This is a genomic window from methane-oxidizing endosymbiont of Gigantopelta aegis (genome assembly GCF_016097405.1).
Classification (GTDB): Bacteria; Pseudomonadota; Gammaproteobacteria; order Methylococcales; family Methylomonadaceae; genus Methylomarinum.
Map to the genome: position 1 here is coordinate 689,385 of NZ_JAEHGD010000001.1, position 15,062 is coordinate 704,446.

Genomic DNA, 15,062 nt, shown 5'->3' on the forward strand with positions numbered 1-15,062 from the left:
ATGACACAGCAAAAACTGACATTATCCAAACTCGAAACTCTGCTACTCAAAGCCTGCGACATTCTTCGCGGCAAAATGGATGCTTCTGAATACAAAGAATACATTTTCGGCATGTTGTTCTTAAAACGTATGTCCGACCAGTTTGATCATGAGCAGCAGGCGCTCAGAGAGGAATATGCTAAAAGCGGGCTGGATGAAGCCGTCATTGCCATGCAACTTGCCAAACCCAATAAATACAGTTTTTATGTGCCAGAACGCGCTCACTGGAATACATTGCGCCATCTGAAATCCGATGTCGGATCTAATCTGAACAAGGCGCTGGCGGCGTTGGAAGAGGCTAACCTCAAGCGCGGTATGGAAGATGTGCTCAAGCATATCAACTTCAACCGTAAAGTAGGCAAAAAGCCCATGTCCGATGAAACCTTGGTGGAGTTTATTCAGCACTTTGATGACATCCCTTTGGCCAATGGCGATTTTGAGTTTCCTGACCTGTTGGGTTCAGCCTATGAATATCTGATCAAATACTTTGCCGACAGCGCCGGTAAAAAAGGCGGCGAGTTCTACACGCCCAGCGAAGTGGTGCGCCTGCTGGTGGAAATTATCGAACCGGCAGAAGGCATGGAAGTGTATGATCCAACGTGTGGCTCAGGCGGCATGCTCATTCAAAGCCAACAATATGTCGAGGAAACAGGTGGCAGTTCCCGTAACCTGCATTTAAGAGGGCAGGAAGATAATGGCGGCACCTGGTCTATCTGCAAAATGAACATGATCCTGCACGGCATCAGTGGCCCCCTATGTCAACATACCTGTCGCCTAGGAAATTTTAAATCAGGAGACAAAAATGAGCGTATTTAGCCAAGAATTTAAAGTACAATCAGTAGAAAAAGCATTATCCAGAAGACCAGAACAATCGCTAAAGCAAATTGCAGTTACTTTAGGTGTGGGTTACTCCACACTTCAAAAATGGATTCGGTTAGCTAAGAAAAATCAACTCGAAAAAACAGAGTCAAACATGTCAAAAGAAAAAGCCCTCAAGATTGGAATACAGTAGAACGTTTTGAAGCCATTGTTCATTGTCATCATCTCACCGATGATCAGGCTAGCGCCTATTGTCGTGAACAAGGCATCTACTTACATCATCTAAATACCTGGAAAGCGGAATTTTTGTCAGAATCTAAATCAACAGAATCCGTATATAAACAGGCGCAAACAAAACTCAAACAAGAAAACAAGCGTTTGCATAAGGAGCTAAACCGCAAAGAGAAAGCGTTATCAGAAACAGCGGCTTTACTGGTGTTATCAAAAAAGTGCCAAGCGATCTGGGGGAAAAGGCGGCCGATTAATCGCCTACTCAGATCGCCAACACTACAGCGCACTCATTGATGAAGCCGTTGACAATGGAGCGCGGCAGAAATTAGCCTGTGAACTGGTGGGTATATCAGCTCGAACCTATCAGCGTTGGAACCGGGGAGAAGGACTCTCAGAAGACCTACGACTGCACAATACAGCGCCTGTGCACAATCAATTATCCGAGGCCATCAAGCAAGAAATCATCACCGTGATTAATAAACCGGAATACAGCGCTTTAACGCCGCATCAAATCGTTCCGAGGTTATTGGATTTGGGCTGCTATCTCGCATCAGAATCAACCTTTTATCGTGTCATGAAAGCCCACAACCAGCTTAAGCACAGAGCTAAAGGAGCCGCAGGTCAGCATAATAAACCGCAGTCACTCAAAGCCACACAGGCCAATCAAATCTACTCGTGGGATATTACGTATTTATTAAGCCCCGTCAAAGGGCAGTATTTTTACCTCTACATGGTGATGGACATCTATAGTCGGAAAATCGTAGGCTGGCAAGTTCATGATGCCGAATCAAGCGCACACGCTGCTGATTTGATCGAAGATATCGCTCGCCGGGAAAACATCGACAAAAAGCAATTGGTGATACATTCTGACAACGGCAGTCCGATGAAAGGCGCAACATTAAGGGCCAAATTGGTCGATTTAGACATTGCCACGTCGTTCAGCAGACCTCGTGTCAGTAATGATAATCCTTATTCAGAATCGTTATTTAAAACAGTCAAATATCATCATACCTTTCCAGAAAACCCTTTTTAAAACATTAAGCGAAGCCAGGAACTGGGTTGAAGCTTTCGTTTGTTGGTTCAACAATGAACATCAACACAGTGCGCTCAAGTTTGTAACACCCAACCAACGCCATAACGGCTTAGACAGCGCCGTACTCGAAAAAAGAAAACGAGTCATCGAGCAAGCAAAAAGAGACAATCCAGAGCGATGGAATGGACGACAAACACGAAATTTAACGCCCATTGGCCATGTTTATCTTAATCCGGATAAGGAAAATTTCAACACAACAGAATGTCAAGCAGCTTAATAAAATTCATTTCGTAAATTATTGCAAAAAATGCGACAGGTTGGTTGACATTTAGCGTGTTCCGCCACCGCCTACGGCAAAGTTTTTACCAGAACCCACAATAGCCTGTTTAGCCACACCAAATTTCACCCCTAAATTACGGGCAAATTCGGTAGTCGCCACAACGATACGCGATTCGATCATCACCTGCCTGACGGGAATATCCAATTGCGCAATCATTTTATGAATTTCTTCTAATTGTTTTGCCGTATCCCGGATAATCAGTGTATTGGTACGCGAATCAACTGTCGATGTGCCACGAGGTGATAACAAACCTTGTTGTTGATTTCGTGTAGTTTGTCGATTGGTGGTTGAGGTTGATGTTCTTGGCGTTAAAAAGCCGCCACCCGTTCCTGATATTGAAGAAGACGTCGACTGTGAACGAACCACATTTCGGCCCGATAATAAGGCTTGAATTTCTTCTGCCTTAGCATATTGAATCGGGATATATTCTGTTCTTAACGGCTCTAACTTTTCAACGACTTTCTTGGCTGCTAGTTCTTCCTCTTCCATTTTAGTGATCTCTGAAGCCGGCGCAACGAAGATCACATTACCGCTTTGCCGTTTAGCCAGACCTTTAGACTTTAAGACTAAGGCTAACGCTTGATCCCACGGAACATCATTCAGGCGCAATGTCACATTCCCTTTGACTGAATCGGACGCAATAATATTCAAATTAGTAAAGTCAGCGAGTATCTGCAAGACAGAACGCACCTCAATATCCTGAAAATTTAAGGTTAATTTCTTGCCGGTAAATGGAAATTTACTCTTGACTCTGGACAGCTTTTCCGCCTCGCTTAATGGTCTGAATTCAACGGTCAACATACCTTCAGACTGAAAAGACGAATATTCAAAGTTACCATCGACCGGCTTGATGTTAATACTGACACCGTTACCCCGTTGCTTGGCGATAATACTGCGCACCGGCGTCGCAAAGTCCATCACATCATATTGCTTGGCTAAATTTGCGGGCAAGCGGGTATTAAGAAAATTCAAGACGACTTTGTCGCCGCGCTCTTTAATATCGACGATGGTATTTGGATTGGATAGTTTCAACAATAAACGGCCCTCGCCTTTTGGCCCGCGCCTGAAATCCAGAGCTGTAATTTCCTGCCGAGGCACCAATTTACTGATGACATCCTGCTTCTGCTGTTTCCTGATGTTTTTTTCTTTCAAGGCAACAGATTTAGCCGCATCCAATGTCAGAAAGAATTTCCCACTCATTTGTTGCGCCTTATAGGCGACTAAACTATTTAAATTGACGATAACACGCGTTCTTCCTCCAGCCTCAATGACATAGACATTGTTAACAGCGCCCTGTTTGACTGGAAAACTTTTCTTGGCTAAATGGCTTTTAACACCATCAAAATCTAGCGCAATCCGTGCTGGGTTATCGGTTTCAAAAATCTTAGGTTTTCCCACCTCACCCTGTAATCCAAGCACTATTTGAACCCGGTTGCCTGCTAGGGTTGAGAACTGCAGGTTTTCAATCGCCTTTTCCGTTTCAGCCATACTGTTCGACGCCTGCAAACAGAGTGCCAGCGCCAATAAAATGCCGCTCACGTTAATCATGACGGACAATCCCCATTGCTGTTTATTTTGTTTCGTATACATCTGCCAACCCTTGAATTATTCTGCCAACGCTATAGTAACTTGCTGTTCACGCCAATAGCCCGGTTTTTTATCCGGTACAATCTCGGTCAATTCAATTTTATCCTCTTGAATGCGGACAATTTTGCCGTAATTGGTTCCCATGTGATTGCCTTCTTTAACCCGATGAATCGTACCATCAGCGGCTTTTATCAAAGCCCATAGCGTATGATCCATTTTGACGGTACCGACCATACGCAACGAATCTAAGGTATAAAATTCCAATTCCTCTTTACGCCGAGTGATATCGGGCCGAATGCCACTGCCGATGCCAATTTCAAAATCTTCCGCCTCGGCGACTTTATCAATTGGTCTGAAAGGATCACGCAAACCTTCAGGATTAAATAAAAAGGGTTCAACCGCTTTGATCTCAGGCAAAGGCTCTATCGCACTTTTTGGCCTAGCCTTTACTTCAGCAATATAGCGCTCAAGATCGTCAAAGTCATTTTGAGCACACCCTGTCAGCGCAATCAGCATAACCCAATAGCACAGAGAAAAAGATTTTTGTGGACGCATCAGCCTCATTTCAGCTTTCATCGTCTTTTCCTCCTCTTTTTGGCAGGTTTTTTACTCGACTGCACGCCTTCGTTGTAAGTTTTAACGACTGCTCTCATAGTTAGCTTTTTACCTTTATTCGGTAAGATAACAACATTATGGACCGTCACAATCCGTGGCAATGAGGCCAACCCACTAATAAAAAGCCCTAACTCTTCATAGTTTCCGAGCACTTCAATATGAATAGGGAGTTCAGAATAAAAATCTTTCCTGATTTCGCCGCTAGGTTTAAACAATTTGAATTCCAGACCGCTCGCTAACCCGGTTTGAGAAATATCGACCAGCAAATTAGCCACCTCCGCTTTTGTTGGCATTTGCTTGATCATTTCGCCTAACGAGTCTTCTATTTGCGCGAGCTGTTCACGATAATCTTGTAGATTGACGGCTTTTTTCTGTTTAATTTCAAACGCAGTTTTCAGAGTTTTTTCTTTTGCTGTTAGCTGCTCAAGCTCGGCCAACTGATCGGTTGTAATATAGGAATAACTGGCGAATACAACGGCTGCACAGATAATCACAACCGTAGCAATTTTTACAGGAAGCGGCCAAGTTCCTGCCGCTTCAAAATCCCAGTCGACTTCAGACAGATTCATAACTTGCCTCCCGTCTGTGCTTTAGCCTGCTTTTTCCCCTGAATGGCTGTCATGGTAAAATCGTTCAACGCTTTTGTTCTCGCGCCTTTGCCTTTAATAAAATTTAATTTAGGCGTATGCATCCAGGAGGAGTGTTCTATTGCACGCATAAACGCCGATACTCGCGCATTTGATTGCGCCTTGCCAGCAAAAAACAGCTTCTTCCCTTTCTGCTCAAATTTAGTCAAATAAATGCCATCCGGGGTAATCCTAGGCAGTTCATCGAATAAATGAACGACTTCGGGACGACTTTCCTGCAATTTCTGAATTAATTCGATTTTTGTCAGCAACTTTTCTTTCTTTGTTTCAATATCTTTAATTTCCTTAATTTTCCGATTCAGAACATTGATTTCAGTTTGCAAGCGTTGATTACGTTGCGCCTGATATTCCTTTTTGCCTTCAATATGCATATAAATTGCAAACAAGACCGTGCAAGTCAATGCAACAGCAAGCCCTATTGCGACTAAAAAATCCTGCTGTTGCTGTTTACGCCGTTGTTCGCGCCAGGGTAATAAATTAATTCTGGCCATCAGTCAAAACTCCTCAACGCCAGTCCGCAAGCAATCATCATGGCAGGTGTATCATTGCTCAGTGCTTGCGGTTTAACCTTATTGGAAAGTGCCATATTGATAAAGGGGTTCGCAATGTAAGTTGGCATGCTGAGTTCCTGCTCTATCAACGCATCAATGCCGGCAATTGAGGCACAGCCACCAGCGAGGACAATACTGTCAACCGAGCGACTGGCGCTAGATGAAACAAAAAACTGCATGGAACGAGCGATTTGCTGAACAATCGCCCGACGAAAAGGCTCAAGAACATCAGTTTGATAATTGTCCGGCAGCCCACCATGTTTTTTTGCCAAGCCGGCCTCTTCATAAGACAGTCCATAACGTCGCTGGATTTCTTCCGTGAGCTGCCTGCCGCCAAAGCCTTGCTCTCGGGTATAAATCGTTCGCCCTTCAAATAGAACATTGAGTGTTGTTGTGGTCGCACCAATATCGACGACAGCAACGGTTTCATTTTCAGTCGCCTCGGGAAACTGGTCTTCCACCAAGGTAAACGCATTCTCCATTGCAAAGGCTTCAACATCGACTATTGCTGGCTTTAAGCCAGCAATAGTCAAGGCTTCAACGCGGTCTTGTACGTTTTCCTGTCGGCAGGCAGCAAGTAATACATCTTGCATTTCAGGATTTGTTTCATTGATGCCTTGAACCTCAAAATCCAGATTAACTTCATCTAATGAATAAGGAATATACTGGTCGGCCGCCATCATGATTTCTTCTTCCATTTCATCTTCGCTCAAATCACTTGGCATTTGGATGATTTTGGTCATCACCGACGAGCCCGATACGGCAACACAGGCTTGTTTGTTTCGTGTTCCCGACTGTTTTACTGCTGTCTTGATCGCATTGCCGATAACTTCGGTATTAGTGATATTTTTATCGACAATTGCATCCTGAGGTAACGGTGCAACAGCATAACTTTCGACCTTATATTTAATCCCTGTTTTGCTGAGTTCTAATAGCTTAACAGCCGCTGTACTTATATCGATACCCAGAACAACAGACTGATTTTTTCTAAACCAGTTCATGAAAAAGCCCTTGTAAGATACTGTGTGGTCTTGCTATTTATTTTCGACATCATATAAAAGTCTTTTAAAAAGCTGTTTGAGGCAAGTATAGACGCGATTTATTTTTTTCCCAGAAAAATAGCTGTCTAAATCCTATTTTGCCAACTGGCTAACAAGAATATTGAGTTTCTAGGAGGTTGTCGGGTTTAGGAATTCGTGACGAGACGAGTGGGAAATCAAGGACAGTTTTTCGATCTTTTGAGGCGCATAGTAGTGCTACGCAACGAAAAAGATCGGAAAAATGGACTGATTTCCCACTGTCGCAGTAGAATTTTCCTAAATCCGACAACCTCCTAGGCTTAAAGGCCAACGTTGCACGACCTGATAATGCACGCCATCCTCCAGACTTATGGATTCAACCAGGCAAAAATCCTGCGCACGCCAACACACAGGTTCAAAATCAAGTTGTACTGTTTTTCGCACCTTTCGCGCTAATGTCACATGCGGGCGATAGCGCCTGGATTCTGTCCGAATCCCCGCTGCCTCAGCTCTAACGTTGATAGCATCGACTAACGCCAAAACTGAAGGTGGCGGTTCGGCAATCAAACATAAAATGCGCGGCTTGCGCCAAAAACTCAAGCGATCAAATGTCAAACTGACAGCTTGAGTCTGAATACCTGTACACAACTGCCGCAGCAAGCGTTCTGAATCGGTATCCACTTGTCCCAGAAAACTGAGGGTGACATGAAGATTTGATGACCTGACGAGCTTCATATCTTTGTCAGGCAATCGCCGACAAATCTGGACAATTTGCCGACGTACGCCATCATCAGGCCATAATGCAAAAAAAAGTCGTTTCATCATACAAAAAAGCTGTATTCCAACTAATCAGAATACAGCTTTTCCCGGCTTAAAAATAGAGATTCACACATTGCGCGCTTACAGACAGCTTACGCAAAGCAATGCACAAGACTCATAAAAACGAGTCTTATGCACTATCTCTCGTGACTGTTACTCTCAGCCCAGCTTTGCCAGCACTTTGGCAACGGTTTCACCCATCGCCGAAGGCGTTGGTGCAATCGTCACACCCAACTCGGTCAATCTTTCAACTTTTTCAGCCGCCGATTCACCGGATGATGAAATAATCGCACCCGCGTGCCCCATACGGCGACCTTTTGGCGCAGTTAATCCAGCAATATAGGCAACCAACGGTTTGGTCATATTTTCTTTAAAGAAAATACCGGCTTCGACTTCCTGGGGACCACCAATTTCGCCAATCATGACGACTACTTTCGTGTCAGGATCCTGCTCAAATTTTTCCAGAATATCCCGATGCGAGCTACCATTGATGGGGTCACCGCCAATACCCACTGAGGTTGAAATACCAATATTTAAGGCTTTCATCTGATCGGCCGCTTCATAACCCAGTGTTCCCGACCGCCCTACAATACCAACATTTCCGGGCTTGTAAATATGTCCTGGCATAATGCCCAACATGGATTTCCCAGGACTAATGGTACCTGCACAGTTTGGCCCAGTCAGCATCATGCGCTCATCTTCAGAAAAACGACGCAGGAAGTTTTTTACCGTCATCATGTCTTGTGTCGGAATACCATCGGTAATCGCGACACAATATTTGATACCGGCATCGGCCGCTTCCATAATGGAGTCTGCCGCAAAAGCAGGTGGCACGAAAATGATACTGGCTTCGGCACCCACCTGTTCAACAGCTTCTTTTACCGTATTAAAAACAGGCTTTCCTAAGTGTTTTTGCCCGCCTTTGCCAGGTGTCACGCCACCGACCACATTTGAGCCGTAATCAATCATATCCTGAGCATGAAAGGTTCCGATCTTACCGGTAAATCCTTGTACGATTATGCGCGTATTTTCATCAATTAAAATTGCCATTGTGCTCCTCTCAGCCTTGTTTTGCTACGACTTCATTACGTGCCTGTACGGCTTTTTCTGCCGCTTCCGCCAATGTATCTGCGGTAATAATCGGCAACCCGCTGTCGGCGATAATTTTACGTCCTTCTTCCACATTCGTGCCTGACAAGCGCACAACTAAAGGGATTTGCATATTTAATTTCTTAACTGCCTGTACCACGCCTTCGGCGATCCAGTCACAACGGTTAATACCGGCAAAGATATTAACCAGCATAGACTTGACATTTTCATCCTGCAATACCATGCGGAAAGCTTTCTCGGTACGCTCAGGTGAAGCGCCGCCGCCGACATCCAGAAAGTTTGCCGGCTCCCCTCCCGCCAGTTTAATCATATCCATCGTCGCCATCGCCAACCCTGCACCATTGATCATGCAACCGATATCGCCATCTAAGCCTACATAGCTCAAACCACGGTCAGCTGCCGCCATTTCGCGGGGGTCTTCTTGGGTTTTATCACGCAATTCAGAAATTTTTTGCTGCCTGAACAGAGCGTTGTCATCAAATCCCATTTTGGCATCCAATGCGATCAATTCACCACTGCCCGTAATTACTAATGGATTGATTTCCAGCATATTGGCATCCAAATCACGCATGGCGCGATAACAGCCTTTGATAGTTTTTACCGCATGACTGATTTGCTTTGGCTCAATACCTAATGCAAACGCCATTTTACGCGCCTGAAAATCACGCAACCCCACCGCCGGTTCAATATGGATTTTTTTAATCGCTTCTGGCCGATTTTCGGCCAGTTCTTCGATTTCCATGCCTCCTTCGGCCGAACCTACCATGACGATGCGCTCATGTTCGCGATCGACCAGCAAGCTGAAATACAATTCACGTGCAATATCGGTTCCGGCTTCAACGTACAAACGCAGACAGACTTTGCCGGCAGGGCCGGTCTGGTGCGTCACCAAGCGTTTGCCGAGCAAGTCTTCGGCCGCTTGTCTGACTTCATCGTCAGACCTGCAAATCTTGATGCCGCCCGCTTTACCCCGTGCACCGGAATGAATCTGCGCCTTGACCACCCAGACATCACCGCCAATTTCCCGAGCGCGTTGTACCGCATCTTCAGGACTGTACGCCAAGCCGCCTTCAGCTATTTTGACACCATATTCTGATAAAAGCTGCTTCGCCTGATACTCATGAATATCCATCGCTTCCTCTGACTATTTGAAAAATTGACCCATTGAACAAGCCAGCCCACGCTATTACGGTGGCGGCCTGTTCAATGGGATTAAAAAAGGGGGAGTTACTTTGTTTTTGCCGCAATAGTTTCCGCTGCCCTGACAATATTATTCGCCATTTTTTCTGAGGCCGCATCAATCAGCCTCCCATCCAGCGATGCCGCACCTTTACCTTGCGCAGCGGCTTCTTTTAAAGCTTCGAGAATACGGCGCGCTTTTTCCACTTCTTCAGCAGGCGGCGTAAACACTTCATTGGCCAATTCGATTTGAGACGGATGAATGGCCCATTTTCCTTCACAGCCTAAAGCTGCCGCGCGTTTAGCCGCCAGTTTATAACCTTCGGGGTCTTTAATATCACCAAAAGGCCCATCGATAGGCCGCAGCCCGTAAGCTCTGCAAGCGACAATCATACGGCTCAGGGCAAAATGCCATTGATCGCCTGGGTAATCTGGGTTCAATCCACCGATATTGACGGTTCTGGCACGATTACTCGCCGCATAATCGGCCACCCCAAAATGCAGCGCCTCCAGGCGACCGCCTAAAGCCCCTTGTTTGGCAATATCTTCCACATTCGCCATGCCTAAAGCCGTTTCTATCAAACATTCAATGCCGATACGATTTTTCAGCCCTTGCTGCATTTCCAGCTGGTTGACCATTGCCTCAACCATATACACGTCAGCATACACACCAACCTTTGGAATTAAAATCGTTTTCAGTTTTTCGCCGCATTGTTCTATCAAATCCACGACATCCCTAACCATATATTGCGTATCCAAACCATTGATACGCACCGATACGGTAATACCATGACCTTCCCAATCTAGGTCATTGATCGCTTCAATTACATTTTTACGCGCCGTAAGTTTATCATCTGGCGCAACAGCATCTTCAAGATCAAGGAAGATAAAGTCCACGCCACTTTTCAGTGCTTTTTCAAACATGCCAGGGTTCGACCCGGGAACCGCTAATTCGCACCGTTGTACGCGCTGAGCATTGGCTTCAAATAATGTATGACTCATTTATACCTTCCTAATATCTTGTTAAATTCCAACGTTCTATATTTGTGGAGACGGCTAAAATGCCAGCCCGACCCGAAAATTGTCAAATCCACCATTTTACTTTGTAATACCTTAATGTCAATCGAGATGCTTTTGGCCAATTTTAAAAATCAAATCAAAACAAGCATCTAGCTATTTTAGACAGCCTTCTTCAATTGCTTTAGAATCATGATCAGACGGTAAAAATTACTGCGGAACCATAATGACTTTCAGCAACAGCCGCTTTGTTAAACAACTCTTCAGCAGCTTAAGGGATTTAACCCCCATCCTGCTCACTGTCTTCCTATTCCAGCTGTTTGTCATTCAACAACCCTTGCCAGAACTGAGTCGGCTAGTTATTGGCACATTACACACCATTGTCGGCCTTACTTTATTTACCTTAGGCTTGGAATTAGGTCTGTTTCCACTCGGTGAAGAAATGGCCTATGCCTTTGCCCGCAAAGGCAGCTTATTTTGGCTACTGATGTTTGCTTTCTGTTTAGGGTTTGGCACCACGATTGCCGAACCCGCATTGATAGCGGTCTCCGAAAAAGCGGCCCAGGCAGCCCACTCCTCCGACATCGCTCGCTATGCATTAGGCTTGCGCACCACTGTCGCTATCTCTGTCGGTTTTGCCATAGTCTTGGGCGTTATCCGCATTCTGCGCGGCTGGCCTTTACAGCATTTAATTTTGACCGGCTACGGGCTAGTGCTGGCCATCACGCCGTTTGCCCCAGCCGATATTATCGGTATCGCTTATGATTCTGGCGGCGTCACGACCTCAACGATTACCGTCCCACTCGTCACAGCACTCGGCATCGGCCTGGCAAATTCAATCAAGGGCCGTAACCCGATGATTGACGGCTTTGGCCTGATTGCTCTAGCATCACTCATGCCCATCATTTTCGTTCTGCTTTATGGCATCTTACAATGACCGTTTTTCTGATCTGGCTACATGATTTCCTACATACATTAGCCACTACCAGTCGCGACATTGCTCCTATCGCCGTGTTATTCATTTTTTTTCAGCTCGTCATTATTCGAAAACCGTTAGCTAATCCCGGCAAAATTTTATGGGGTTTTATTTTGGTTTTATTGGGCATTGCCTTTTTCCTTAAAGGACTGCAACTAGCGCTATTTCCATTAGGCGAGATGATGGCCCAACAACTCACATCACATAGTTTTTTAAACGTTTCACCTCACCAGATGGACTGGTCTCATTATGGCTGGATTTATGCTTTTGCGGCCTGCATTGGCTTTGCCACTACCCTGGCCGAACCCTCACTGCTGGCTATCGCTCTTAAAGCCGAAGATATTTCCGGCGGCGCAATTAAATCAACCGCTTTACGACTCACCGTATCTATCGGCGTCGCTGCAGGCATTACCCTAGGCGTCTGGCGCATTATTACCGGCCTGGATTTATACTATTTTATTCTCGTCGGTTATTTAATCGTTATGGTACAAACTTTTTTTGCGCCCAAATTGATTATTGGGCTAGCCTATGATTCCGGAGGCGTCACCACATCTACCGTTACCGTCCCCTTGGTGACTGCCCTAGGTCTTGGACTTGCCAACACCGTCCCCGACCGCAACCCATTATTGGATGGCTTTGGTTTAATTGCCTTTGCCAGCCTTTTTCCCATCATTGCCGTATTGGCTTATGCACAAATTGCCAGCTGGCTGGCCCGACACCGGAGAACATGATGCATTTTAAATTGATTATCGCATTTGTCGATGACGACAAAACGGATCTAGTCTTAAAAACTGCCCGTAAACATGGCGCAAAAGGCGCAACCGTGATTACCAGCGCGCGCGGCGAAGGCCTGAAACAAAATAAAACATTCTTTGGTTTGATGCTGGAAGCACAGCGTGATGTCGCCATGATTCTGGTTGAAGAACACCTAAGCCGCAGCATTCTGGAGAAAATCGCGCGTGCCGCTGAGTTTGAAGCCAAACCCGGCTCCGGTATCGCCATTCAGATTGATGTCGAAGACGCTATCGGCGTCATGGGCCAAGTCGAACAATTGACCCACGAACTGGAGGACGAAATATGAAAACTATCCTGCGCGTTAAAGATGTGATGAAAACAACATGCTGCACAATTGATGGCACGGCGACTATTCATGAAGCTCTCCTAGCCATGCGCGACAACAAAACCTCGGTTTTAGTGGTCAACAAACGCCATGTCGATGACGAGTTCGGCATGATCACCTCAACCGACATCGCGCGTCATGTCCTGTCGAAAGACCGATCCCCGCTCCGGGTCAATGTTTATGAAATCATGGCCTGCCCGGTGATCACCGTCTCACCGGATATGGAAATCAAACTCTGTTCGCGCCTGTTCGATCGCTACAATCTGGTTAGAGCACCCGTCATTGATAGAAATGGCAAACTAGTCGGCACCATAAGTCCAAACGCCTTGGTTTTACAGGGACTTTATCAAATCTATTGCTGACGTATTCGGATGCTGAACTTGCCGACACCCTGTAAATATGGCACTATTAAAGGATTTTGAAAGCCTTTCTATCCAGAAAGGCTTTATCGTTTGTAACGATGCCTGACGCCGTCCGATAATTCAAGCTACTCGGCTGCTGTCGCATCTATACTGGTTTTAATTCTTAACTTACAGAGGCATATCAATGGCTGGTCGCAATCATCTTTTTATCCCAGGCCCAACAAACACACCCCATTCTGTACTCAGTGCCATGCACGTCCCAATGGAAGATCACCGCTCCCCGATCTTTCCAAAGCTGCTAACCCCCGTTCTGGAAGATTTAAAAAAAATCTTTCGTACCGAAAAAGGCCGTGCGCTAATCTTCCCTGCAACCGGCACAGCGGGCTGGGAAATCGCCCTGACAAATACCTTAAGCCCTGGCGATAAAGTTTTGATTTACCGTTTTGGGCAGTTCAGTCATTTGTGGATGGAAATGGCTAAACGCTTAGATTTGGATGTTGAAGTCCATGAAATTGAATGGGGCAAAGGCATTCCGCTCGACCATCTGGAACAACGCCTGAAAGAAGACACTAATCATGAAATCAAAGCCTTTTTAGCCACGCATAATGAAACGGCAACCGGCGTCACCAGTGATATCGCCGGCGTTCGTAAAGCTCTGGACAACGCCAATCATCCGGCGCTGTTGTTTGTTGATGGCGTCAGCTCTATCGCCAGCATCGAATTCCGCATGGACGACTGGGGCGTGGACGGCGCGATCAGCGGCTCACAAAAAGGCTTTATGCTACCTGCTGGTCTTGCCATTGTCGCATTCAGCCAAAAAGCTATTGACGCCACCGAAACCGCACAGTGCAAACGCGGCTTTTTGGATTTAAAAGACATGATCAATGCCAATGACACTGGCTACACCCCCTACACACCATCGACACCGATGATTCACGGTCTCCGTAAAGCGCTGGACCTGTTACTAGAAGAAGGCATGGACAATGTTTATGCACGCCATGCACGTTTGGCTGAAGGTACACGCCAAGCCATTAAAGCTTGGGGCTTGTCGCTATGTGCACAACCGGGCTGGGAGTCAGACACCGTTTCTGCCATCGTCGTCCCTGAAGACAAAGATGCCCGCGACGTCATCGCAACAGCCTTCCATAAATACAATATTTCCTTGGGCGCAGGCTTGACTGAACTGGCTGGCAAGGTGTTTCGTATTGGCCATATCGGCGACATGAATGATGTCTCCATGCTAGGCTGTATTGCCGGCGTGGAAATGGCCATGCTCGATCACGGTTTTGATATAAAACCGGGCAGCGGTGTCGCTGCAGCGATTGAATACTACCGTTCAACCGCGGCTTAAAAATGACTCAGGCAGCGCTTAATTTTATAAAGCGCTGCCTGTTTATACCCTCCCTAATTCAATCTCTCTTAGCTGTCGACTTAAACTATCCTAGAAGACTGTCGGGCTTAGGGATTCGTAACGAGACGAGTGAAAAATCGAGGACAGTTTTTCGCTCTTTTGAGGCGCATAGCGGTGCTACACAACGAAAAAGATCGGAAAAATGGACCGATTTCCCACTGTCGCAGTAGATTTTTCTTAAATCCGA

Annotated in this window: 18 protein-coding genes and 1 pseudogene; 10 read left to right on the forward strand and 9 right to left on the reverse strand. The window is 46.0% G+C overall.

Translation table 11 applies throughout. From position 1 onward, the window contains the following. From JEU20_RS03450 to JEU20_RS15790, 5 genes and pseudogenes are all read left to right on the forward strand, one after another. Window positions 1–789 (forward strand): annotated as a pseudogene (locus JEU20_RS03450) (N-6 DNA methylase); the annotation flags it as partial. A gap of 52 nt (window positions 790–841) precedes the next feature. Beyond that, entirely contained in the window at window positions 842–1,051 is a 210-nt protein-coding gene (locus JEU20_RS15775) for a transposase (protein ID WP_425356670.1), read from the forward strand. A gap of 14 nt (window positions 1,052–1,065) precedes the next feature. Continuing rightward, window positions 1,066–1,383 (forward strand): transposase, encoded by a 318-nt coding sequence (locus JEU20_RS15780; RefSeq protein WP_425356701.1) that lies wholly within the window; start codon window positions 1,066–1,068, stop codon window positions 1,381–1,383. A gap of 46 nt (window positions 1,384–1,429) precedes the next feature. Continuing rightward, the gene (locus JEU20_RS15785) at window positions 1,430–2,122 is read left to right on the forward strand and encodes a DDE-type integrase/transposase/recombinase (RefSeq protein ID WP_425356671.1); all 693 of its coding nucleotides are present in this window, start codon (window positions 1,430–1,432) and stop codon (window positions 2,120–2,122) included. Next, window positions 2,049–2,399: a hypothetical protein gene (locus JEU20_RS15790; RefSeq protein WP_425356672.1), complete on the forward strand. Its 351-nt coding sequence runs from the start codon at window positions 2,049–2,051 to the stop codon at window positions 2,397–2,399. The genes JEU20_RS15785 and JEU20_RS15790 overlap by 74 nt, the downstream gene beginning before the upstream one ends. Window positions 2,400–2,450: 51 nt before the next feature. Here JEU20_RS15790 and JEU20_RS03460 read toward each other — a convergent pair whose 3' ends face one another. From JEU20_RS03460 to JEU20_RS03500, 9 genes are all read right to left on the reverse strand, one after another. Further along, window positions 2,451–4,052 (reverse strand): type IV pilus secretin PilQ, encoded by a 1,602-nt coding sequence (locus JEU20_RS03460; protein ID WP_245395089.1) that lies wholly within the window; start codon window positions 4,050–4,052, stop codon window positions 2,451–2,453. 15 nt (window positions 4,053–4,067) lie between these two features. Beyond that, the gene (locus JEU20_RS03465; protein ID WP_198243675.1) at window positions 4,068–4,625 is read right to left on the reverse strand and encodes a pilus assembly protein PilP; all 558 of its coding nucleotides are present in this window, start codon (window positions 4,623–4,625) and stop codon (window positions 4,068–4,070) included. Beyond that, entirely contained in the window at window positions 4,622–5,233 is a 612-nt protein-coding gene (locus JEU20_RS03470) for a type IV pilus inner membrane component PilO (protein ID WP_198243676.1), read from the reverse strand. The genes JEU20_RS03465 and JEU20_RS03470 overlap by 4 nt, the downstream gene beginning before the upstream one ends. Then, window positions 5,230–5,802, reverse strand: a complete 573-nt coding sequence (locus JEU20_RS03475) for a PilN domain-containing protein (RefSeq protein ID WP_198243677.1) — start codon at window positions 5,800–5,802, stop codon at window positions 5,230–5,232. Before JEU20_RS03475 ends, JEU20_RS03470 begins: the two co-directional genes overlap by 4 nt. Then, on the reverse strand, window positions 5,802–6,863 hold the full coding sequence (locus JEU20_RS03480) for a pilus assembly protein PilM (RefSeq protein WP_198243678.1): 1,062 nt from the start codon (window positions 6,861–6,863) through the stop codon (window positions 5,802–5,804). Before JEU20_RS03480 ends, JEU20_RS03475 begins: the two co-directional genes overlap by 1 nt. Before the next feature lie 315 nt (window positions 6,864–7,178). After that, window positions 7,179–7,706, reverse strand: coding sequence for an RNA 2',3'-cyclic phosphodiesterase (gene thpR, locus JEU20_RS03485; RefSeq protein ID WP_198243679.1), 528 nt, complete (start codon window positions 7,704–7,706; stop codon window positions 7,179–7,181). 153 nt (window positions 7,707–7,859) lie between these two features. Further along, window positions 7,860–8,750 carry a succinate--CoA ligase subunit alpha gene (gene sucD, locus JEU20_RS03490; protein ID WP_198243680.1) on the reverse strand — a complete coding sequence of 297 codons (891 nt, stop codon included), beginning with the start codon at window positions 8,748–8,750 and terminating at the stop codon, window positions 7,860–7,862. A gap of 10 nt (window positions 8,751–8,760) precedes the next feature. Next, complete coding sequence (locus JEU20_RS03495) at window positions 8,761–9,942, reverse strand: malate--CoA ligase subunit beta (RefSeq protein WP_198243681.1); 1,182 nt, start codon at window positions 9,940–9,942, stop codon at window positions 8,761–8,763. Between the two features lie 95 nt (window positions 9,943–10,037). After that, the gene (locus tag JEU20_RS03500) at window positions 10,038–10,991 is read right to left on the reverse strand and encodes an HpcH/HpaI aldolase/citrate lyase family protein (RefSeq protein WP_198243682.1); all 954 of its coding nucleotides are present in this window, start codon (window positions 10,989–10,991) and stop codon (window positions 10,038–10,040) included. 241 nt (window positions 10,992–11,232) lie between these two features. Between JEU20_RS03500 and JEU20_RS03505 the strand changes: the two genes are divergently transcribed. The 5 genes from JEU20_RS03505 to JEU20_RS03525 all read left to right on the forward strand — a co-directional run bounded on the left by JEU20_RS03505 (window position 11,233) and on the right by JEU20_RS03525 (window position 14,815). Next, window positions 11,233–11,943, forward strand: a complete 711-nt coding sequence (locus tag JEU20_RS03505; protein ID WP_198243683.1) for a DUF1538 domain-containing protein — start codon at window positions 11,233–11,235, stop codon at window positions 11,941–11,943. After that, window positions 11,940–12,713 carry a DUF1538 domain-containing protein gene (locus tag JEU20_RS03510; RefSeq protein ID WP_198243684.1) on the forward strand — a complete coding sequence of 258 codons (774 nt, stop codon included), beginning with the start codon at window positions 11,940–11,942 and terminating at the stop codon, window positions 12,711–12,713. The genes JEU20_RS03505 and JEU20_RS03510 overlap by 4 nt, the downstream gene beginning before the upstream one ends. After that, window positions 12,713–13,063, forward strand: a complete 351-nt coding sequence (locus JEU20_RS03515) for a P-II family nitrogen regulator (protein ID WP_198243685.1) — start codon at window positions 12,713–12,715, stop codon at window positions 13,061–13,063. Before JEU20_RS03510 ends, JEU20_RS03515 begins: the two co-directional genes overlap by 1 nt. After that, window positions 13,060–13,464, forward strand: coding sequence for a CBS domain-containing protein (locus JEU20_RS03520; RefSeq protein ID WP_198243686.1), 405 nt, complete (start codon window positions 13,060–13,062; stop codon window positions 13,462–13,464). The genes JEU20_RS03515 and JEU20_RS03520 overlap by 4 nt, the downstream gene beginning before the upstream one ends. Window positions 13,465–13,648: 184 nt before the next feature. Beyond that, window positions 13,649–14,815 (forward strand): aminotransferase class V-fold PLP-dependent enzyme, encoded by a 1,167-nt coding sequence (locus JEU20_RS03525; protein ID WP_198243687.1) that lies wholly within the window; start codon window positions 13,649–13,651, stop codon window positions 14,813–14,815. Window positions 14,816–15,062: the final 247 nt, after the last annotated feature.